12 protein-coding genes are annotated in these 22,400 nt (G+C 41.5%); 10 read left to right on the top strand and 2 right to left on the bottom strand.

Features of this window, described 5'->3' with window-relative positions:
* Window positions 1-142: 142 nt before the first annotated feature.
* From B9A52_RS19570 to purL, 6 genes are all read left to right on the top strand, one after another.
* Complete coding sequence (locus tag B9A52_RS19570; RefSeq protein WP_084122066.1) at window positions 143-2,482, top strand: ABC transporter permease; 2,340 nt, start codon at window positions 143-145, stop codon at window positions 2,480-2,482.
* A gap of 110 nt (window positions 2,483-2,592) precedes the next feature.
* Window positions 2,593-3,402, top strand: a complete 810-nt coding sequence (locus tag B9A52_RS19565; RefSeq protein ID WP_084119151.1) for a tyrosine-type recombinase/integrase — start codon at window positions 2,593-2,595, stop codon at window positions 3,400-3,402.
* On the top strand, window positions 3,402-4,574 hold the full coding sequence (locus B9A52_RS19560; RefSeq protein WP_084119152.1) for an IS91 family transposase: 1,173 nt from the start codon (window positions 3,402-3,404) through the stop codon (window positions 4,572-4,574). The genes B9A52_RS19565 and B9A52_RS19560 overlap by 1 nt, the downstream gene beginning before the upstream one ends.
* A 14-nt stretch (window positions 4,575-4,588) precedes the next feature.
* Window positions 4,589-4,762 carry a hypothetical protein gene (locus B9A52_RS25690; RefSeq protein WP_157370051.1) on the top strand — a complete coding sequence of 58 codons (174 nt, stop codon included), beginning with the start codon at window positions 4,589-4,591 and terminating at the stop codon, window positions 4,760-4,762.
* A 444-nt stretch (window positions 4,763-5,206) separates the two neighbouring features.
* Entirely contained in the window at window positions 5,207-7,663 is a 2,457-nt protein-coding gene (locus B9A52_RS19555; protein WP_084123608.1) for an ABC transporter permease, read from the top strand.
* A 380-nt stretch (window positions 7,664-8,043) separates the two neighbouring features.
* Window positions 8,044-11,724 (top strand): phosphoribosylformylglycinamidine synthase, encoded by a 3,681-nt coding sequence (gene purL / locus B9A52_RS19550; RefSeq protein ID WP_084122064.1) that lies wholly within the window; start codon window positions 8,044-8,046, stop codon window positions 11,722-11,724.
* Window positions 11,725-11,819: 95 nt separating this feature from the next.
* Here the strand turns inward: purL and B9A52_RS19545 are convergent, their stop codons facing one another.
* Window positions 11,820-12,200: a GxxExxY protein gene (locus B9A52_RS19545; protein ID WP_084122062.1), complete on the bottom strand. Its 381-nt coding sequence runs from the start codon at window positions 12,198-12,200 to the stop codon at window positions 11,820-11,822.
* A gap of 169 nt (window positions 12,201-12,369) precedes the next feature.
* Here B9A52_RS19545 and B9A52_RS19535 point away from each other — a divergent pair, with 169 nt between their 5' ends.
* The 4 genes from B9A52_RS19535 to B9A52_RS19520 all read left to right on the top strand — a co-directional run bounded on the left by B9A52_RS19535 (window position 12,370) and on the right by B9A52_RS19520 (window position 19,137).
* Window positions 12,370-13,353, top strand: coding sequence for a GSCFA domain-containing protein (locus B9A52_RS19535; RefSeq protein ID WP_084122058.1), 984 nt, complete (start codon window positions 12,370-12,372; stop codon window positions 13,351-13,353).
* A gap of 497 nt (window positions 13,354-13,850) precedes the next feature.
* Window positions 13,851-15,875, top strand: a complete 2,025-nt coding sequence (locus B9A52_RS19530; protein WP_084122056.1) for a thioredoxin domain-containing protein — start codon at window positions 13,851-13,853, stop codon at window positions 15,873-15,875.
* An 8-nt stretch (window positions 15,876-15,883) separates the two neighbouring features.
* Entirely contained in the window at window positions 15,884-18,403 is a 2,520-nt protein-coding gene (gene priA, locus B9A52_RS19525; RefSeq protein ID WP_084122054.1) for a replication restart helicase PriA, read from the top strand.
* Between the two features lie 38 nt (window positions 18,404-18,441).
* The gene (locus B9A52_RS19520) at window positions 18,442-19,137 is read left to right on the top strand and encodes a uracil-DNA glycosylase family protein (RefSeq protein ID WP_084122052.1); all 696 of its coding nucleotides are present in this window, start codon (window positions 18,442-18,444) and stop codon (window positions 19,135-19,137) included.
* A 114-nt stretch (window positions 19,138-19,251) separates the two neighbouring features.
* Here the strand turns inward: B9A52_RS19520 and B9A52_RS19515 are convergent, their stop codons facing one another.
* A complete protein-coding gene (locus B9A52_RS19515) occupies window positions 19,252-22,329 on the bottom strand; it encodes a P-loop NTPase fold protein (RefSeq protein ID WP_084122050.1) in 3,078 nt (1,025 codons plus the stop codon).
* Between the last annotated feature and the right edge of the window lie 71 nt (window positions 22,330-22,400).

The following is a 22,400-nucleotide window of genomic DNA, read 5'->3' as shown; positions in this document are numbered from 1 at the left end:
GATTAGAAATTTTGATCATTTAACTGGACTTCTAATCCAGGTCAAGATTTCAACAATGCCTTTTTATCTAAAATAAAATTCAATAAATACTGTCTAAATGTAATTAGGCGCTTGTTTTTATGTCATATTAAAATTTGAAGCCATGTTTAAAAACTACCTCATCATCGCCATCAGGAATATCAAGCGGAACAAGCTAAGGACTTTGGTACACGTATTGGGTCTTTCCTTGGGCATTGCCATCTGTCTGGTGATTTTTACAGTCGTGTGGCATGCTTATAGTTTTGACAGATTTCATGCGGATAGTGATAGGATTTTCAGAATCAATACTATGGAAGAATGGGAACCGGGAAATGTTTTTCAGACTTCAGCTACCAATGGGCCTTTGGGAGAAGTGATTGATGAGGAACTTTCCTTTATAGAAAATAAGGGTAGGTTGTATACCCTGTACGAGACCATGGTGGTCATACCGGAGCAAAACAAAGTGATAGGAAGAAGTAACAGGGTGGCATTTTCCGATCCGGGATTTTTTGAGATTTTTCAACGAAATTGGCTTGCCGGTAATCCCCAAACTGCCTTACAGGAACCTTATTCTGCAGTGATTTCAGAGGCCAGTCTAAAGAAATACTTTCCTGGATTAGGGGCCAATGATATATTGGGGAAAGAAATACTCTGGATAGATGCCTCAGATTCCATTTATGCGCAGGTCCAAGGTGTTGTGGCGGATTATACTGAAAATACGGACTTTATTTTTACTGATTTTATTTCCTTCAGCACCATCGCCAAAAAAGAAAAAGAGGATTGGTATGGACTTCACAGTTGGACTAATCTCAATACCTCCAGTCAATTGTTTGTGAAAATTGGAGAAACTTCGAGTAAAGCCAATTTGGACGAAGGCCTTGCTGTTTTGGCAAAAAAATACTTCAGCGAACAGGATAGCCACCCGGATTTTATCGGAGAACCACTTGAGGAGATTCATTTTTCCGAGAACTATGATGATACTACCATTTCAAAAACACTTTTGAATGGGCTGATTTACATAGGCATCATAATTTTGCTTTTGGCCTGCCTGAATTTTATCAACTTGGAAACTGCATTGGCAATCAACAAGGCCAAGGAAGTGGGTATCCGAAAAACCTTGGGCAGCAACCGCGGTCAACTGGTATTTCAATTTTTGAGTGAAACTTTTGTTTTGGTGATTATAGCCTCCATGTTTTCGGTATTTATCGCCGATTTGATCAAAACTTATTTTGCGGATTATCTTCCTGCCAATTTTGAAGCTTCCTTCCTTAGTCCCTTGAGTTTAGCGTTCTTGGCATCTAATGCTATTGTATTGACTTTGGTTTCCGGATTGTATCCGGGTTTCGTTTTGGCCAATTACCAACCGCAGCGGGCGCTCAAGGGGGAATTGCATCATGAACATGGTTTTTCTTTTGGAGTGTTTCTAAGGAAAAATCTGGCAGTTTTGCAGTTTACCGCTTCCATCACTTTTATCATCATGGTCATGATTTTGACCAGCCAATTGAAATACATCAGCTCTCAGCCCTTGGGATTTGAAAAAGAAGCAGTATTGTACACGAATCTTCCATTTATGGGAGAAAGGTCCAAAAGAGAACTCTTGGCAGATAGAATCCGAAATGAAAGCTTTGTGGAAGGGGTAAGCTTGAGTAACAACTTGGTTTCTTCCAATGCCATTTGGACTTCGGATGCTTATGTGATGGTTGATTCCCTTGAGCAACAGCTCAATGTACATGTGATGAATGTGGATTCGGCTTTTGTGTCCGTTAACGGAATTCAAATGTTAGCTGGAAGGAAGGCCCATAATTTGGACAATGAAATATTGGTCAACCGGAACTTCCTTCAAGCCATGGGGGCCACCGATCCCCAGGAAGTGATAGGTCAGACGATTAACTTTCGGGCACAACAAAATACTATTGTAGGGGTAGTCGAAAATTTCAATGCCCGTAACCTGAAAGAGGAAATCATGCCTATGGTTTTGATTTACCAGCCTGAATACTATTTCCTACTTACCGCCAAAGTATCCAATCAACAAAATCTTGCCTACGCCAAGCAGAGATTGGAAACCTTGGTAGAGGAAGTGTTTCCTTATGAAGCTTCCGGATTTAATTTTATTGACGAGGTATTGGAGGGATTTTATGAAGAAGACAGAAAGATCCAAGGTGTCTTGGGTTTTGCAGCAGGAGTGGCCATCCTGATTTCTATTTTGGGACTGTTTGGTTTGTCCTCCTTTACTATTGCCCAAAGAACCAAAGAGGTCAGCATTAGAAAAGTTTTGGGTGCAGGCATAATTCAGATTATCGCTTTGGTCAGCAAACAGTATGTGTGGCTGGTCCTGATGTCTTTTGCCTTGGCGGCTTATCCAGCTTATTACCTGAGCAACATGTGGCTTCAGGAATATGCTTATCGCATTGAAATGCCTTATCTCTTGTATCCAGCAGTTGAACTAAACCTCCTTCGTCGGTAGTTTTTCTGTATTCCATCATAAAGGCCTGATTTTTAACAATATGTATTAAATTTATTCCATGTTCAATCTTTAACTAATTTAATCATGGAAAAAAAAGTTTGCGCCAGAGGATGTATGAGGAGATGTCCTACAGACATTATTCTCCCAGAAGCATCAAGACCTATCTTAGCCTGGTATCTGTAGTATCAGCTCATTTTGGAAAAAGTCCGGATCTGATCAGTATCCCCGAATTAAAGGACTACCTTTTTAAAAGGATCAGTTTGGACGGACTTTCGGTATCAAGCATCAACCAGACAATCAGTGCCTTTAAAATACTTTTCAAAGACGTGCTTGAAAGAGATTGGGATACTATCAGGATCAAACGGCCAAGACGTCCCAAGCTGCTTCCGGTTGTATTCTCAAAGGAAGAAGTGTCGCTTATCCTTAAGAGTATCAGGAACAGAAAGCACTATTGCCTGATAGCCCTTACCTACGCCTCGGGGCTCAGGCTTGGTGAGGTGATCAGTCTCAAGCCCGGCGATATAGACAGTGACAGGATGCAGCTTAAAGTGAGGGGAGGCAAGGGATACAAGGACAGGTATACCCTTCTGCCCCATAAGTTACTGGTACAGCTTCGGGATTACTTCAAAAGCTACCGTCCGGTTACTTATCTCTTTGAAGGGCAGGTGCCGGGAAAGCCATACAGCGAAAAAAGCGCACAGTCTGTTCTGAAAAAGGCCATGGAATGTGCCGGAATAACAAAGCATGCCTCTTTCCATACCCTGCGGCATTCCTTCGCCACGCACCTGCTCGAGCAGGGGACCAATGTCAGGATAATCCAGGAACTCCTGGGACACAGATCCCTTAAGACCACTACGGTCTACCTGCATATCTGCAATCTGGATCCGGCCCTGATCAAAAGTCCCCTGGATGAGCTTTGATGGATGCTGTCAACAAGAGGAATGGTGGGGCCGAACTCTCAACAGTCCTGGATTCCCAAAAGGAGGTCTTCCTGTCGCAGAAGCATCTGTGCCCTGATCAGAGAAAGGCCTTTAACGACATCCTCCATTGCCGGACATCACAAATGGGCTCACACAGTCTCTGTTGTGACTCCTGCGGTACGGTCAAAGTCTGCTATAACAGCTGCAGGAACCGTCACTGTCCGAAGTGCCAGTACATCAAGCAGCAGTTGTGGGTGGAAAAGCTAAAGTGCAGGCTTCTGCCTGTCAGGTACTTTCACGCCGTGTTTACGGTTCCTGAGTTTCTCAATCCATTGTTCTACATCAACCAGAGGTTCTGTTACAACCTGCTCTTTGAATGTTCCGCAAAAGCAGTAAAGAAGACTGCCCTGAACCCGGCATTTCTGGGAGTCGAAAGCGGCTGTCTGTCGGTACTCCACACTTGGGGCCAATCCCTGAACTACCACCCCCACATCCATATGCTGGTTCCTGCAGGAGGGCTTGACAGTGACGGGATGCAGTGGCTGTATGCCGGCAAAAAGTTCTTCGTTCCGGTAAAGGCCCTTTCGGCTGTGTTCCGGGGACTGTTCATGGAAAGGCTTCTGGGAGCACTGGAGGATAACCTTCTCAGGATACCCGAAGGTCAAAAAGAGCTGTTTGCCGATATCAATAGTCTGAAAAGGGAATCTTACGCAAAGATGTGGAATGTCTATATCAAGAAGACCTTCAGGGGGGCGGGCCAGGTGGTCAGCTACCTTGGCAGGTACACCCACAGGGTAGCGATCAGCAACAGCCGTATTCTGGATACAGATGGTGAAACCGTAAAATTCAGGTGGAAGGATTACAGGGACAACAAAACCAAAACCATGTTGCTTGCCTGTTCCGAGTTTGTCAGAAGATTTATGCAACATGTACTGCCAACAGGCTTCTACAAAATCCGCTATTACGGCATCTTGGCCTCGGCCAACAGCAACACCAAAATGAATGAATGTTTCAGGCTGTTGAACATAACAAGGGAGGTGTCATTTTACCATGGGCTGAGCACCTACGAGGTGATGGAGGAGATTTTCGGAGAAGAGATGTTCAGGTGTAGCTGCTGCAAGAACGGAAGGATGGTCTTTGCCACGCCCGAAGGAAAAGCAAATGGTCCCTGAATGAAAAAGCAGGGATGAAGTTCTTTGAAAAGCTGAAAGAAAAACAAAACAGAGGTTCTGTTACAGGGAAAGGTATGCCCGGTCCCAAACAAAATTTCCGGGTAAAAAAGCGGAATCCGTCCAAAACTTCAGGACAATGGTCCAAAACCAGACAAAACCTTCAAAGCAAAGCAGATAAATACCCATAGGTGTAGCACGGCTTAGTCCAACTATGTTTTAAACGCAATCTTGAAACGCCAATTTATTTTGGCTATTTTTTTGGCTAGATTGCGTCTAAAACACTTTACGTTGGGTTTGGGGTTCTTGTATTGGCCCTACTTGTGGTCGGATTTCATTCACTTGGAGTTGCAAAAACCAATCCGGCAAAGGTTTTGAAAAGCGAATAGTGAACTTATGTACCAAGTACAAAGTACGATGTACAATGTATTTGGTCTGTTCAAAAACTAAGAAGCATTTCCTGATTATTGGAAGGTGGAAAAACAAAAAGCTTGTAAGAAAATGTCAAATAAAATCAACAGGTACAATTCTGAATCGAGTTCCATCTCATGGTACTTGGTACATGGTACATCTTGTCCGCCGTGGCGGATTGTACAAATACCAAAACCCATCAAACTAAACCAAAACCCAAACCCATGCTAACAAACATCCTCAAAATCGCCCTGAGAAGCTTTTGGAAGACCAAGGGTATCTCCATCATCAATGTCCTGGGTTTATCTTTGGGCATTGCCCTTTGTCTGATCATTGCCCTTTTTGTTCGTAATGAACTGAGTTATGACAAACATTTTCCGAATGCGGAGCGGATTTATCGGGTGACATCTGATATTGTCTTTGGCGGAAATGCCATGAATATGACTTATGCTCCTGCACCCATGGCAGATGCTTTGGTGGAAGAGATACCGGAAGTGGAGGCTTCTGTCCATTTCAGAAATCAGGGTTCTTTTTTGATCAAAAGGTATGAGGACAACATCAAAGAAAACAAGGTGATCTTTGCCGGCAAAGACTTTTTGAAAGTGTTTGATATTCCTTTGGTTCAGGGCAATAAAAAGGGAGCTTTGGAAGAGCCAAATACGATGATGATCAGTCAGACCATGGCGGATAAGTTTTTCAAAGGAGAAAATGCTGTGGGGCAAAGTTTGGTTCTTGACAATAAGACGGATTACAAAATCACTGCTGTCTATGAAGATATACCGGAAAACAGCCATTTCGATTTCCATGTTTTGCTGGCAGCAGAGGGACTGTCAGAAGCAAAGTCCGGACAATGGCTGGGAAATAATTTTCAGACCTATATCTTAGCAAAACCTGGTGCTGATATAAAGGAAATGGACCAAAAAATCGCTTCTATGACTGAAAAGCATATGACGCCTGTCCTTAAACAGGTTATGGGGGAAGATTTTACTTTGGAAATGTTCAAGGCCAGCGGCAATAAGGTGGAGTATGCCTTGCAACCTTTGTTGGATATTCATTTACACAGTGATTTGTTAGGGGAGTTTAAGGCAAATTTTTCAATTACCTATGTGTATTTGTTTGTTGCTATTGCGGTATTTATATTACTGATTGCCTGTATTAATTTTATGAATCTGGCAACTGCCAAATCATCCAACCGGGCCAAGGAGGTAGGAGTCAGAAAAAGTATGGGATCGGATCGCAAGGATTTGTTTTTTCAGTTTATGATGGAGACTTTTCTGATGAGCTTGATTTCTTTTTCTATGGCAATTTTTATTGCTTCAATATTACTTCCTTTCTTCAATGACTTGGCAGGTAGAAATTTAAAGTTACCATTTGATGAATTCGGTTTTTATGCCAGTCTACTTTTGGGAGCGATCCTAGTAGGTTTTATTGCAGGCATTTATCCGGCCTTTTTCCTTTCAGGATTTAAGCCTGTTAAAGTATTGAAAGGGGATGTGTCCAGTGGAATGAAGAGTGCCAGAGTTCGAAGTTCTTTGGTGGTCTTTCAATTTTCCATTTCGATTATCCTGATTTTCTGTACGATAGTGCTGTTTTCCCAGATGAATTTTATTCAGAACAAAAATCTGGGATTCAATAAAGATCAAATCATCATGGTGCATGATCTATATGCTCTGGGAAGTCAAAAACAAACTTTTAAGCAGGAAATATTGGGAAGTTCAATGATCGAGAAAGGCACATTGAGTGGTTTTCTACCAGTCTCGGGAACCAACAGATCTGATAACCCTTGGTGGGTGATGGGGAGGGATATCCAAGACCAGGAAAATTTGGTCTCGATTCAAAATTGGCAGGTAGATTTTGATTATGTCAAGACCCTAGGAATGAAGATCGTCCAAGGAAGGGACTTCTCAATGGATTTTCCTTCTGACTCTTCGGCTGTAATTATCAACGAGACTGCCATAAAGAATTTCAATTTTGAAGGAGATCCAATAGGGCAAAAAATTACGACATTTTCAGGAAACAACGTTACCGGCTTGAACACTGATGATTTGGAAGTAAAAACGGTGATAGGGGTAGTTGAAAATTTTCATTTCGAATCCCTAAAGGAAAACATTGGAGCGGTTATGCTCTTTGTGGATCCAAATCCTTCCGGTATTGCTTCTTTTAAATTCAAAGCCGCAGATGTTTCCGAGGTGCTTCAATTGGTGGAGGACAAATGGAAGGCATTGGCGCCGGGACAGCCTTTTACCTATGAATTCTTGGATGACAGGTTTGAAGCGATGTATGCTTCAGAGACCAGGATAGGGAAGGTTTTTGCAGCATTCACCGGATTTGCGATTTTTATTGCTTCTTTGGGATTGTTTGCATTGACAGCCTTTACCGCCGAACAGCGCCGTAAGGAAATCGGGATAAGAAAAACACTGGGGGCTACGACAGCTAATATTGTTTTTCTGCTTTCTAAAGAATTTACAAAATTGATATTGTTTGCATTTGTCATTGGAGCCCCTTTGGCCTGGTGGGGGATGAAAAAATGGTTGGAGGATTATCAGTATAAGATAGATTTGGGCTGGGTGATCATCTTCTTTGCAGGAGCAATGGTATTCTTGGTTTCCTGGATTACAATGGGGATCCAATCGCTCAAAGCAGCAAATGCCAATCCTGTAGATTCTTTGAGAGGGGAGTAGGGATAGGGTAGATGAAGAGCCAAGAGCCAAGAGGCAAGAGACAAGAGCCAAACAAGAGCCAAGAAGAGGCGAGACAGGGGTATGTTGGAAAAGGGCAAGGTGAAATTTCCACCGTCATTGTGAAAGGAGCTTGTTGAATCCTAACTTATATGAGAATACAAATGCGGATTGAAGAATCTCTGACCTTAAAAATGCGGTGAAATGGGGAGGCGAGAAAGACAATTCTGGAAATGGGATAGTTGAAATTTTCATCGTTATTCAGAAAGGACCTTGTTGAATCTTAAATTATTGAAAAATCTACATCCTCAAGTTTTCTTTAAACTTTTGACTCAAATGTTTACCTTTGCTCCTTCTTCAAAAAAGGCTTCAAAAAACAGCACATGATCCTCTTTTTCCAATCCCCTCAAGCATTGATTTACGCCGTTCAGGCAAACCACCCGATAAACAAACAAGATATTGATAAGCTGATTTGGCTCTTTGGAGAGGCAACACCAATAGCTTCTGAGAAAATCGATGGTTTGTTTGCCGGACCAAGAAAAGAAATGATTACTCCTTGGTCTACCAATGCGGTGGAAATTACCAGGAATATGGGAATTGAGGGTATTCAAAGGATAGAGGAGTATTTCTCGATTACCGAAAAGGACAGCATTGACCCGATGTTACAAAAAAAATATCAGGGACTCGATCAGGATATTTTTGACATCCATCTACAGCCGGAAAAGATAATTCCCGTTCTTGATATCAAAGCTTATAGCCAAAAAGAAGGTTTGGCTCTAAGTCAGGAAGAAGTAGATTACCTTGAAAATGTCAGCAAGGAACTTGGAAGGCCACTCACAGATTCAGAAGTTTTTGGATTTTCACAGGTCAACTCAGAACATTGCCGTCACAAGATATTCAATGGATCTTTTGTCATCAATGGTGAAGAAAAAGATAAGACCCTTTTTCAACTGATCAAAGAAACCTCCAAAAGGCATCCGAATAAAATTGTTTCAGCATATAAGGACAACGTAGCTTTTATAGAGGGTCCCAAAGCCCAGCAGTTTGCACCAAAGACGCAGGACAAACCTGATTTTTTTGAACCGGAAACCATAGAAACAGTCATTTCTTTAAAAGCAGAAACCCACAATTTCCCTACTACAGTGGAGCCCTTTAATGGTGCGGCTACCGGTTCAGGTGGTGAAATCAGAGATAGGATGGCAGGGGGAACTGCTTCAATTCCTTTGGCAGGAACAGCGGTTTACATGACTTCTTATCCACGAACTGAAGCCGGCAGAAGCTGGGAAAAAAATCTTCCGGAAAGAAAATGGTTATACCAAACTCCGATGGATATTCTGATCAAAGCCTCCAATGGAGCATCAGATTTTGGTAATAAATTCGGACAGCCCTTGATTTGCGGTTCGGTATTGACCTTCGAACATGATGAGGAGGGAAAAGCCCATGGATTTGACAAAGTCATCATGATGGCTGGCGGAATAGGATTTACAAGAAAAGAATACGCCAAAAAGAAAGAACCTATAAAAGGGGATAAGATCATTGTCATGGGCGGTGATAATTATCGTATCGGAATGGGTGGCGGTGCTGTATCTTCTGTGAATACAGGTGAATTCAGTAATGCCATCGAATTGAACGCCATTCAACGTTCAAATCCTGAGATGCAGAAAAGGGTTTCCAATGTAATCCGTGCCATGGCAGAAAGCCATGAAAACCCAATTATCTCCATCCATGACCACGGCGCGGGAGGGCACCTAAACTGTCTTTCTGAATTGGTGGAAAGTACAGGAGGCACCATCCATATTGATCAGCTTCCTGTCGGTGATCCGACGCTTTCGGCAAAAGAAATAGTCGGCAATGAATCACAGGAAAGAATGGGTCTGGTAGTGCATGAAAAAGATGTGGACCTTTTACAGCGGATTTCTGCAAGAGAAAGGGCCCCGTTTTATCTAGTGGGTGAAACTACCGGAGACATGCATTTCAAATTTGAAAACAGCAAAACCGGGGAAAAACCAATTGACTGGAATCTGGCATATATGTTCGGATCCTCTCCAAAGACCATTTTGGAGGATACTCCGATCCAAACTGACTATGCAAGACCTGAATACTCGGTATCCCAATTAAAATCTTATATAGAGCAGGTGCTTCAATTGGAAGCTGTGGCCTGTAAGGATTGGTTAACCAATAAGGTAGATAGGTCTGTAACCGGTAGGGTAGCCAAACAGCAGACCACAGGAGAAATTCAGTTGCCATTGAATAATGTTGCTGTAATGGCTTTGGATTTCACCGGAAATAAGGGAATAGCCACCTCCATTGGGCATGCACCAGTGGCCGCTATGGCCAATCCTGAAGCAGGTTCCCGGTTGGCAATTGCAGAAGCTTTGACCAATTTGGTTTGGGCACCGATTACAGATGGATTGGCAGGCATATCGCTCAGCGCCAATTGGATGTGGCCGGCTAAGAATCCTGGAGAGAATGATCGCCTTTACCGTGCAGTGGAAGCGATTTCCGATTTTTCTATTGAATTGGGAATCAATGTGCCAACTGGTAAAGACTCCCTTTCCATGACCCAAAAATATCCTGAAGGGAAAACGGTATATTCTCCGGGAACAGTGATTATTTCAACAGTAGGGGAGTGTTCTAACCCTAAACTGACGGTATCTCCCGACTTGAAACCTGTAGCAGGTTCAAAAGTTTATTATATAGATTTTTCAAAAGACACAGCCAAATTAGGAGGTTCAAGCTTTGCCCAATCCTTGAATAAGATAGGCAATGAAACCCCCGATGTGACCGACGGTCAATATTTTGCCAAAGCATTTATGGTTGTCCAGAAATTGATCGAAAAACGTGAGGTTCTGGCAGGACATGATATTTCCTCAGGTGGAATCATTACGGCTTTGTTGGAAATGTGTTTTCCTTCCAAGAAAGTAGGTCTTAAGGTGAAAACGAAAAGATTACCTGAACAAGATTCCGTTAAGGCGCTTTTTGCCGAGAATCCGGGTGTTTTGATTCAGGTAAGAAATTCAGAAAGGACAAGAGCAGTATTGGAAAATTATGGATTGACCTATATTTCTTTGGCCGAAGTGACTTTGGATGGAAAAGTTTCTTTGGAACGGACAGGATTGACCCTTGATGTAGCCGAAATGCGTGACACTTGGTTCAGGTCCTCTTACTTATTGGACAAAAAACAGAGCGGTGACCAATTGGCTTTGGAAAGATTCAATAATTACAAAAACCAGTCTCTCTTTTATAATTTTGGAAAGAACTGGGAAGGCACTTTTGATGCCTTTGGTTTGAATCCTTACAGAAAAGAATCTTCCGGAAAAGTCGCAGCCATCATCCGTGAAAAGGGTGTGAACGGAGACCGTGAGATGGCTTACTCTTTATGGTTGGCGGGTTTTGACGTCAAGGATGTACACATGACCGACCTGATTACCGGGCGGGAAAACCTTGAGGATGTTCATATGATCGTATTTGTAGGAGGTTTTTCCAACTCAGATGTGTTGGGTTCAGCCAAAGGTTGGGCAGGGGCATTTCTTTACAATGAAAAAGCAAAAAGTGCTTTGGATAATTTTTATGCAAGAAAAGACACCCTCAGCTTAGGAGTCTGTAATGGTTGTCAGTTGATGGTGGAGTTGGGTTTGGTGACGCCTGACCATGATGTCAAACCAAAGATGTTGCATAATGCCAGCCATAAGTTTGAATCGATTTTTGTCAATGTCAATATCCCGGAAAACAATACCGTGATGTTCAAAAGTCTTGCCGGGCAGCGTTTGGGTGTATGGGTGGCACATGGAGAAGGTAAATTCCAATTGCCTAAGCCAAAAGATACCTACCATATCGGAATGACCTACAGCTATGAAGCCTATCCTGGCAATCCTAACGGGTCCGATTATGCTGTTGCAGGTATTGCTTCGGAGGATGGAAGGCACTTGGCCATCATGCCCCATATAGAGCGTTCCCTTAAACCCTGGAACTGGCCCTACTATCCATCAGAAAGACAAGACGATGAAATCAGTCCTTGGGTGGAAGCTTTTGTGAATGCGTTTAAGTGGGTGGGGAAGAAATAAAGAAGAGGTTTGTTTCCCGCTAAGGCGAAAAGAAAGATTTAAATCCCACAAAGACACAAAGGCACAAAGAAAATTAAATAAGTGCCTTGGTGTTTTTAAAGATAGCCATCGATTTTTCTATGGATACCTTCTTTGATTAAATTCACCTTGAAATTAATTAGGAGACCTAATTTAATATCTTTCAATCTCATATAGGTCAATAGCATTTTATGGTGAACTTTATCCAATTGTTCTATAGACTTTAATTCTATTATGAGTTTATCTCCCAAAATCAAATCCGTTCTAAATCCTTTGTCAAAAATGCGTTCTTTATATTTAATCTTGACTTTTTCTTGACGGGTAAACGGGATTTGTCTCTCAGATAATTCAAATGCGAAGATTTCTTCATAAACACTTTCAATTAATCCAGGGCCCAATTCTTTGTGGATTTGGTAGGCTATGTCAACTGCCTCTCTAGCCAATTCATTTTCAGTCATATTTATAAAAGTTATGTTGGAAAAATTCTTTTGATTCAATTGTAAGACTCAATTTACAAAATCCAATAATCCCATGAAAAAAATCTTTGTGTCTTAGTGCCCTTTGTGGGAACCAAATTTTTTGCGTCTTTTTTAAAGGATTTGCGCCCTTTCTTCCTATTTTTAAGCCATGCAAATGACTACCGCTTTTGATATCCCGGAGGGATCACCCAAGATCAATCACCAATCAGTTTTATTCTCTATAGGCTCCTGCTTTTCGACTGTTATAGGAGATAAGCTTTCGGAAAGGAAATTTAATATCATCAACAATACTTTTGGAACGCTGTTCAATCCTGTTTCTATTTGTCAGGTATTGGAAGATTCGGTATTGGAAATGCCCATGAATTCAGAGATGGTATTGGTAAGGGATGGGTTGTATCTTCACTTTGGGATGCATTCCGATGTGGTGGGATTTAGTCAGGATTCCCTGGAAAGGTTGATCCATAAAAAACAAGCGCAGGCAAAAACCCAGCTTGAAAAGGCAACACATATCTTCATTACATTTGGCACAGCTTGGGTATATGAGCATGAAAAATCAGGACAGATTGTAGCCAATTGCCATAAAAGACCTGCTGATCAATTTGAAAAGCGTTTGCTACACCCTGAGGAAATCCAAAAGGATTTTGCAGGATTTTTCAATATCCTCCGACAGGTAAATCCTGGTGTGAAAGTTATTTTAACAGTCAGTCCAGTCAGACATACCAAAGATGGTATTCCTGAAAACCAACTGAGCAAAAGCATCTTGCGATTGGCTGCGCATGATTTGACTGAAACTTATGATTTTGTGCATTATTTTCCGAGTTATGAGATTATGATGGATGAGTTGAGGGATTATCGTTTTTATAAAGAAGACATGATTCATCCAAGTGCGCAAGCGGAGGATTATATTTGGGAAAGATTTTTAAAGACTTGGGTGGATCCCAAAGCCCTGCCTTTGATTCAGGAATTCGAAGGAATCAAAAAGGATTTGGCACATAGGCCCTTCAATCCCGATAGCCCTGCCCACTTAAAATTCCTTGAAAACCTCCAAAAGAAATTGGAAAAGTATAGCAGGGATTATGACTTTTCTAAGGAAATGGATCAGTTGCGGAAGCAGGTGCAGCAGAGGAAGTAGAGGAGAAGCGAGAAGCGAGAGGCGAGAGGTCAGAGACAAGAACCAAGAACCAAGAGACAAGAACCAAAGCCTGTCGCGATGAATATTGGGGAGAGAGGTCTTGGCACCTTAAGGCGGAATAGATGTCTCCTACCGTCGACATGACAAGGTGAAGTCTTTGACACTTTTGAAACTAAAATAGTGTTTAAGATAATCAAACAGCGTGTCCTTGTCACCTCGACGACAGGAGAGGTCTATTTCGAGGTTTTAGGGATATCTGAAATCTATTTTGGAAAAAGACTTTGCCTTGTCACCTCGACGACAGGTCTTGTCCGCCGTGGCGGAAGAGGTCTACATACCTTAAAGCTTTACAGATTTCTCTCTACGTTCGAAATGACAAGGAGAGGTTTAATGCCAGTAGCGATCCATCAAAACAAGGACAACATTCCAATTTAATCCCGATAGCTACTGGACTATAAATCGACAGTCTAAAATCTAAAATCTTCACCTACCAACCCATGAACCAACTCATCCACTCCCAATCCCCTTATCTCCTCCAACACGCCCATAATCCTGTGGAATGGTATCCTTGGGGTACAGAGGCTTTGGAGAAATCGAGACGGGAGAATAAGCCCATAATCGTAAGCATAGGCTACTCGGCTTGCCATTGGTGTCATGTGATGGAGAAGGAGAGTTTTGAAGATGAGGCAACGGCGGATATTATGAATGCCCATTTTGTCTGCATCAAGATTGACCGGGAAGAAAGGCCTGATTTGGACAATATCTATATGGATGCCATTCAGACCATGGGATTGAACGGGGGTTGGCCCCTTAATGTTTTTTTGATGCCTGACCAAAAACCTTTTTATGGTGGTACCTATTTTCCCAATAAGCAATGGAAGGAACTGTTGCAGAATATTGCCAATGCTTATCAAAATCATTATGACCAATTGGCAGAAAGTGCGGAAGGTTTTGGAAGGAGTCTTGGGAGATCCGAATTGGAAAAATATGGAATCAGTCCGGAAAAAGCAGATTTATCTAAGGAGGAACTCGAAGCTGCAGTCCAAAAACTTGAAGCCCAATTTGATAGGGAATGGGGCGGTTTGAACCGAAAACCCAAATTTCCGATGCCGGCCATTTGGTCGTTTTTATTGGATTATGCTTTATTGAAAAATGATCAGTCATTATTGGACCATGTCTTTTTCACTTTGAAGAAAATCGGCATGGGCGGGATATATGACCATCTTCGGGGCGGTTTTGCCAGGTATTCCGTTGATGGGGAGTGGTTTGCTCCACACTTTGAGAAAATGCTGTATGACAATGGACAATTGATGGAACTCTTCGCCAAAGCTTATCAGGTCAGCAGAGAGGATTTTTTTAAGGAAAAAGTCATGGAAACCATCCATTGGCTGGAATCGGAAATGTTGCAGGAAGAAGGCGGATTTTATGCTGCCCAAGATGCGGATTCGGAAGGGGTAGAAGGGAAATTCTATACTTGGACTTATGATGAACTGGAAGCCATAGCCGGAGAGAATCTGGTTTGGTTAAAAAAATTATACAACCTCAAATATCAGGGAAATTGGGAAGAAGGAGTCAATATCCTTTTTCAGACCAAAGTTTACCAAGAATTGGCTGCAGCCGAAGGATTATCTGAATCCGCTTATCTCATCAGGTTGTATAAGCTAAAAGCTAAACTTTTGGAAGTAAGGAATAAAAGAATCTATCCCGGTCTCGATGACAAAGTATTGAGTGGCTGGAACGGACTGATGATTTCCGGACTGGTGCAGGCATATCTGGCAACAGGAGAGGAGAAAGCCAAAAAATTAGCCTTGAACAATGGTCAATTTCTCTTGGTAAACATGTTCAAAGATGGTGTTCTTTATCGTTCCTACAAAAACGGGAAAGCTTATACCCCCGCATTTTTGGAGGATTATGCTTCGGTGATTCGCGCATTTATTGCTTTATATCAATTGGATTTTGAAACCAAATGGATCCTTAAAGCCAAAGAACTCTTGGACCTGGTATTGGTACAATTTTATGATGAATCAGACGGATTTTTCTTTTTCAATAATCCCAAAGCAGAAAAACTGATTGCGAATAAAAAGGAACTGTTTGACAATGTAATCCCGGCCTCTAATTCCATCATGGCCCGAAACCTGCAGGATCTGGGCTTGTATTTTTACAACGATCACTATCTCGAAATTGCAGAGAAAATGTTGGGGGCCATGAAAAAGCTGATCATCACAGAACCGGGTTTTTTGTGCAATTGGGCATCTTTATACCTCAGTTCTTTGGTTCCAAAAGCCGAGGTGGCAATTTTGGGAAAGGATGCCAAACAAAAAGCAAAAGCGCTCCAAGGACAGTATTTGCCCAACTATGTTTTATCAGTGACAGCAGATGTCGGAGAAAATATTCCCCTTTTGGAATTTAAAACAGCAGATTCTGATGGAAATGCCTTAATTTACGTTTGCTTCAATAAGGCCTGCCAAAAGCCGGTCACCACTGTTGATGAAGCATTGGCACAATTTCCAACTTTAGCCTGATAATCCTTTTGGAGAGTTTATTCGGAGACTTATACGATACTGATGACAGCAAAACAAACCTTTTTGCGGATATCATTTTGCCTGTTCCCATCCCGAAGATGTTTACCTACAAAATCCCCAGAAACCTTTCTGAGGACATTGGGATAGGATTCAGGGTGATTGTTCAGTTCGGAAAGAAAAAGGTACTTACAGGAATTATCGGAAAAGTCCACCAAAAACCTCCCGTGGCCTATGAAGCCAAACCAATATTGGATATTCTGGACAATCATGCCACTGTCAATCCCTTGCAGATCAGATTTTGGGCCTGGATGTCGGAATATTACTGTTGCCATATCGGCGAGGTGATGAATGCAGCCCTGCCCTCAGGCCTTAAACTCAGCAGTGAAAGCAAGATTCAGATCAATCCCACGTATGATTCCGATACTTCTCCCTATCCCTTGGACGATAGGGAAGAAATACTCCTGCAGGCCTTGGCCAATAAAGAGGAAATGAGTTATGAGGATTGTGAAGCGGTCTTGGGAATCAAGTCCATTCATGGCATCATCAAAAGCCTAGTCATCAAGGAAGCCATATTGGTTTTTGAACAGGTCAAAGAGAAATACAGTCCAAAAGTGGAATCCCGCATCCGACTGGCAAAGGAATATGTGCAGGACAAAAGTCTTTTGGAAACCCTTTTCAATGAAATAGCTTCAAAACCTAAACAAGAGGAAATTCTGCTCAAATATCTTCAAGAGATTCCTGTATATAAAAAACCTGAACTCAACCAAAAAGGTCTTGACAAAAAGGTATTTACAGACGCTGGGCTTTCTGTTTCCTCCCTCAAAACCCTGATCAAAAACGGGATTTTGGAGGAATATAAAATCATCATCAGCCGCTTTGAGGAGATGGAAGGCAGTGAAGAGCAAATAGTTCTTTCTCCCCAACAACTTACGGCCCAACAGGAAATTAAAACCCAATTTGAGGAAAAGAATACAGTGCTCCTTCATGGTATCACCGGAAGTGGTAAGACGGAATTATATGTCACTTTGATCAAAGAAGCAATGGAAGGGGGTTCTCAGGTATTGTTGCTATTGCCGGAAATAGCCCTGACTACGCATATGGTGGGCAGGTTAAGACAGGTATTCGGCAGCAAGATGGGGGTGTACCATTCCAAATATTCTGACAATGAAAGGGTGGAAGTCTGGAACGGTGTGCTGAGTGGAAAGCTGTCTTTTGTAATCGGTGTTAGGTCTTCTATTTTTCTTCCCTTTGACAGTTTGGGTTTGGTAATCGTGGATGAGGAACATGAATCTTCCTATAAGCAATATGATCCTGCGCCCCGATTTCAGGCAAGGGATGCAGCCATTATGCTTTCATGGATTCATCAGGCTAAAACACTGTTGGGTTCGGCCACCCCATCCTTTGAATCCTACTACAATGCCCGGTTGAAAAAGTACGGCTATGTGGCTTTGGACATCCGCTATGGGGAAGCGCAATTACCGGAATATCAATTGGCAGATATGTTGGTGGACAAAAAGAAAAACCTGCTCAAACTGGAATTCACAAGGTTGTTAAGGGAAAAAATACAGGAAGCCCTGAAAAACCAGGAACAGGTATTGATCTTTCAAAACCGAAGGGGTTATGCACCTTATATTTCCTGTGAGGATTGTGGTTGGATTCCTGAATGTGAGCATTGTGATGTCAGTTTGACCTACCATCAGTTTGGGGAGGAAATGCGCTGCCATTACTGTGGCTTCAAAGAAAAAGTACCCCATGTCTGCCCTGCTTGCGGCAGCAACAAACTGAGTGCAGTCGGATTGGGAACAGAACGGATAGAGGAAAGCCTTTCCCTGTTATTTCCCGAGGCCAGGATTGCCAGGATGGATTTGGATACCACACGGAGTAAGTATGGCTATCAAAGACTGCTGGAAGATTTTGGTGGGGGCAATGTTGATATTCTGGTCGGAACCCAAATGATCACCAAGGGATTGGATTTTGATAGGGTGACGGTAGTAGGGATTATGGATGCGGACAGGATATTGTATTTCCCGGATTTCAGGGCAGGGGAGCGGGCTTTTCAGCAGATCACCCAAGTAGCCGGCAGGGCAGGAAGAAGGGACAAAAGAGGCACGGTCATTATTCAGACCCGTAAACCTGAACAGGCCATCTTCGGACAAATCATGTCAGGAGATTACAAAAACTTTTATGTGCAGGAGATGGGGGAGAGGCAACGCTTTTTCTATCCGCCCTTTGTCAAGATCATCAAAGTCACCACCCGACACAAAGATTACAAAACTGCCGAGAGGGCAGCGCGGAGTCTGCACAATCTTCTATCAGAAATCCAGGTCAAAAAAATCCTTTTGGGTCCGGAAAAAGGCCTGGTCGGAAAAATCAAAAACCAGTATATCTTCGAATCCATCGCCAAACTCGACAAATCCGGAAATGCCCAGGCCCACTTTAAATTGGAATTGCAGCACCTGATGGAAGAATTGCAGACCCATAAGGAATTTAGGGGAGTGAGATTTGTGGTGGATGTGGATCCTTATTGATTTTCTTAGGTCCAGACTAAATTTAATTCTTTCTTAAAATGAAAACATTTGCCGACAAAATCATAGCCTATAATTCATCTCTTGAATTCAAAGGAAAACTACCGAAAGGTATCCGAATCATGAATCCATTTCAGGAGGATGAAAATGTGATTCCAATCTCATCCATATTTTACAAAAAGTATTACAACGATAATCAAAAAAGACACTTGATACTTGGGATAAATCCAGGCAGATTTGGTGCAGGCCTAACAGGTATTCCTTTCACAGACCCCAAAAGGTTAATTGCGAATTGTGGGATTGAATTTACGGGTCATTTAGCCCATGAGCCCTCTTCAGTTTTTGTTTATGAGGTTATTAAAGCGTTTGGCGGGGAAGAGGCTTTTTACAATAGATTTTATATCAACTCAATCTGCCCCTTGGGATTTACTTCATTGGGGAAGAATGGCAAAGAAGTCAATTACAATTATTATGACAGCAAGGATTTGACCCAATCGATTTTTGATTTTATCATAGCCAATATCCAAAAGCAAATTGGATTTGGGGTACATACTGATATTTGCTATTGCTTGGGGACAGGGAAAAACGAAAAATTTTTACTCGAAATTAACAACCAATTTGGCTTCTTTAAGAAAATCATAGCCTTAGAACATCCACGTTATATTATGCAATATAAATCCAAATCCAAAGAGGAGTATATTACAAAATATTTAAGTGCATTCAAGATGGCAACATGACTGGAAACTTGATGCATTTTAGGGTCTCGATGAAGGAAAGGTTCAACGAAACTGCAGCAAATATGGCGCTGCTGAATGGAATTGGATGATTTTCCAAGAATTTAAAGCTGTTGATTAAATATACTTAAATGAAAATCTGCTCACCAAATTCATATTTTTCTGGAAATGATCAAGCTTTAAGGTTTTCTTTTTTAATGATTTAGTGTCATATAGCCCTAATAAAAAAGTCAACAGTTGGCTTTCTTTAAATTCTATTTTCAATCCTTTTTGGGATTTTTCACTTAGAAAATCTTCAAATAAATTAGAAGGTTTAGCTTCTCGGATCATTTTTAAAATATCCTTGGCAAGATTTGATTGTCCAGTAATAATGGCCAGCATGATAATGGCAGCTTTATGGTAAAGAATGGTTTCATCGGGACCTGCTTTAAAGTTATTATGGGTCCGGATAATCCTGTAGATATTGGTGTATCTTTTGACTGTCCTTGGCGAATCACCAAAGATCGAAGAAACGGCCTGGATAAAATCCACCTCTTCTTCAGAGATTATCAAGGTCTCTATTTTTATCGGAATTTGATTGGGCTTTTGTTCAATATCAATTGGGGTCAAAACCTCTGAAATTTGCTCTCTGACCTCGGGTTCGACAGGTGTTACTTTCTCTTCGATTGAGGCTGAAATCACGGCTTCTTCGGGCATATCTTTGAGTTGCGCCTGATTTTCCAAAACGATTGGTGGTGAAATAGCCGGTTTGATTTCAAATTGGGATTTGATCAAATTTTTTATACCTATGTCATCCATAGGTCTTAAGGCAAACGGAATCTGAAAGATCTTCTCCAGATAATCAAAGCTTGTGGCCGGGTGCCCTGTGCCTGCCATATTTAAGGAAGCTTCTACCGCCGATACCGATGAACCTGCCAACAATTTGGAATAATGGACATTCAGAGCCCTGTGCATCCACCTTGGATCGACTCCCACAATGACAACAAACAAGGGGAATGCCAACAATAGGTGGATGGCTTCCAACACTTTGACTACTATCTCCTCACTGCACCTGTCCAAATCATCGATATAAAGGATTATTCTGTCCAACTGAAAATCTTTGATCTGCTGCTGTTCTATTTCTGTCAATTTGCCAATTTCGCCCTGTTGCCTCAATAGACTATCCAATTGCTCAAAATCCTTTCTGATCCAGGATATAATACCAAGACTATTGATATATCTTTCGTCAGCCACTCTTCCCTCTATAAATTTCAGGATTTTTCTGCCGCTCAATATTTCATCGATATCTTTCTCCAATTTGCTTTTTTCGATTGTCAGGAGGTCAATTTTCTGCTGGATTTTATCCGCTTGATTTTGGGTGGTATTTACTTTTTGAGTAATTATATCTTTCTGTACCTGGTATTTTTCTCTTGCTAGTTCTCTGAGATCATCCCTGGTCTTTTTCAATGAATTCAGACGCTTCCAGATATTTTCCAATTTTGCGGTGTAGGGTTGGATAAAAAGTAAAAACTGAGAAAGAAGGGTTCCGGTCAGAGTTAGTAAAACCTTGTATTGTTCCAAATATCTGTTTCCCAATTCAGTATTGCTGATGAATAACATCACGCCAATAGCTACCAAAAAAGCCACAAAAATCGCAAACCAACTTTTCCCGTGTCTAAAGGAATAAAGGGTTTTGATACTTTCTTTTAATCTCTCAAAGTTTGTATCCAATTGGTTGATGTTTTGATCAATCTCGTTAATGCCTTCCAAATTGAGTAGGGGATAAGTTTCTTTCAATTTTTGGATATCCGATTGAACAGTGGAGTTTTGAAGCACCCCTTTGAAAATCTCTTCAAAATCTAAGGGAACAAGATCATTACTGTTTTTTTCAACAGCCTCCTCAAAGATTTTTTTCTGTTGGTTCAGAATTTTGATTTCGCCTTCTACCCGATCCTTCTCTACTTTGGTGTCATTCAACAGTTCTTTGGTCGAATTCAGGTTTTTGAAAAGGGCATTGAGATTTTCAGGTTTTTCTTTTCCAAAACTGTTCAGGTCATCGAATATTTTGGTAATCAGGCTGGCCCAAAGATTGGCATCAGAATAATGCCAGGAATTGAAATTGATCTGAAGGATTTTTTTGCAAAATATATTTTTCTCATCCCCTTGGAGGAAATCTATCCGCTCCTGAAGTTTGTTCATAAAAAAGCTCTTTCCCGACCCCCAATTACCAAAAAGTCCTATTGCTAATGGGGGTTTTACTTCCCTGTAAGCTATCACTGAGGCAAGCGCATTGACATCCACTTCAAAGTCCAATTGATCTTTGATTTCCTTTGCGGTACTGTCTGCGAAAACCTGGGAAAGAGTAAAAACATCTCCTTCTTCCTCTTCTATTTCTTCTGCTTTTCCTTCTTCCTTTTCACTTTCTACGTTTTCTTCTGCAAATTTGGAATCGCCTTTTTCCTCCATTTCCGGAGTCTCTTTTTGAGGTTCCTCCGTTTGAATCTTGGTTCTGTTGGCACTGGCTTTTTTATCCGACCAGGAGTATTTTGAAAGTTCCTCTGCCTTTTCATCCCATATACCTGAAGGTTCAAGTTGGTGGTATTTTTGGAAATCCATGATAGCGCTTCTAGTCTGCGGCCCCATAATTCCATCAACAAACCCATTGAAAAATCCCAGTTCTTTAAGGATTTTTTGGATTTCCAAGGTATTCTCATTTCGGGAATCCCGCTGGTCTGATTTTGTTGAAGTAGTTTTATTGGATGCTGTTCCTGAAGAAGAACCTTCAGTTTTTCTCCGTTGCCAATAGACCAAAGCTTGGTGTATATTTTCCGCAATTCCTGAGAAATCATCCAAAGGACTAAACCTGATTACATTTATATTTTCAATAATGGAGGGAATGGGTAATTTGGAATCTATGATCGGCAAAAGAATTTTCCTTTTACCTGAAAGGTGTTTGTAAGCTTGTTCCAATTCAATATTCAAAAAATCTGATTTGATATTGCTTTTCGTTATCAAAAATATGAAGCCATCTGCAATTTCGAGGTTTCTGGAAAGCTGTGTTTCCCAAGATTTCCCATATTCAAGTCCTTCATCCAATTCTATAATCCTGTAACCATACTTGCTTAATAATTCCTTTAAATAAAATGCCAGACTTTGGTCTTCTCTTGCATAAAAAAGCAATAATTGGATGGGTTCTGAAGAAACTGGTGCAGCCATAGTGTAGATATTTATTGAAAATAGCTATAATTGATTTTACCTGCAAGAACCTTTTTTTCATTAATTTCAAA

Origin of the sequence: Aquiflexum balticum DSM 16537, from assembly GCF_900176595.1 — a bacterium.
Taxonomy (GTDB): Bacteria; Bacteroidota; Bacteroidia; order Cytophagales; family Cyclobacteriaceae; genus Aquiflexum; species Aquiflexum balticum.
Note: the sequence above shows the minus strand (reverse complement) of the source record. Positions and strands in the feature narration are given on the sequence as shown.

Excerpts from the sequence above, each read along its gene's own strand:
- B9A52_RS19570 (WP_084122066.1), top strand. The coding sequence starts at position 143 with ATGTTTAAAAACTACCTCATCATCGCCATCAGGAATATCAAGCGGAAC.
- B9A52_RS19565 (WP_084119151.1), top strand. The coding sequence starts at position 2,593 with ATGTATGAGGAGATGTCCTACAGACATTATTCTCCCAGAAGCATCAAG.
- B9A52_RS19560 (WP_084119152.1), top strand. The coding sequence starts at position 3,402 with ATGGATGCTGTCAACAAGAGGAATGGTGGGGCCGAACTCTCAACAGTC.
- B9A52_RS25690 (WP_157370051.1), top strand. The coding sequence starts at position 4,589 with ATGAAGTTCTTTGAAAAGCTGAAAGAAAAACAAAACAGAGGTTCTGTT.
- B9A52_RS19555 (WP_084123608.1), top strand. The coding sequence starts at position 5,207 with ATGCTAACAAACATCCTCAAAATCGCCCTGAGAAGCTTTTGGAAGACC.
- purL (WP_084122064.1), top strand. The coding sequence starts at position 8,044 with ATGATCCTCTTTTTCCAATCCCCTCAAGCATTGATTTACGCCGTTCAG.
- B9A52_RS19545 (WP_084122062.1), bottom strand. The coding sequence starts at position 12,200 with ATGACTGAAAATGAATTGGCTAGAGAGGCAGTTGACATAGCCTACCAA.
- B9A52_RS19535 (WP_084122058.1), top strand. The coding sequence starts at position 12,370 with ATGCAAATGACTACCGCTTTTGATATCCCGGAGGGATCACCCAAGATC.
- B9A52_RS19530 (WP_084122056.1), top strand. The coding sequence starts at position 13,851 with ATGAACCAACTCATCCACTCCCAATCCCCTTATCTCCTCCAACACGCC.
- B9A52_RS19520 (WP_084122052.1), top strand. The coding sequence starts at position 18,442 with ATGAAAACATTTGCCGACAAAATCATAGCCTATAATTCATCTCTTGAA.
- B9A52_RS19515 (WP_084122050.1), bottom strand. The coding sequence starts at position 22,329 with ATGGCTGCACCAGTTTCTTCAGAACCCATCCAATTATTGCTTTTTTAT.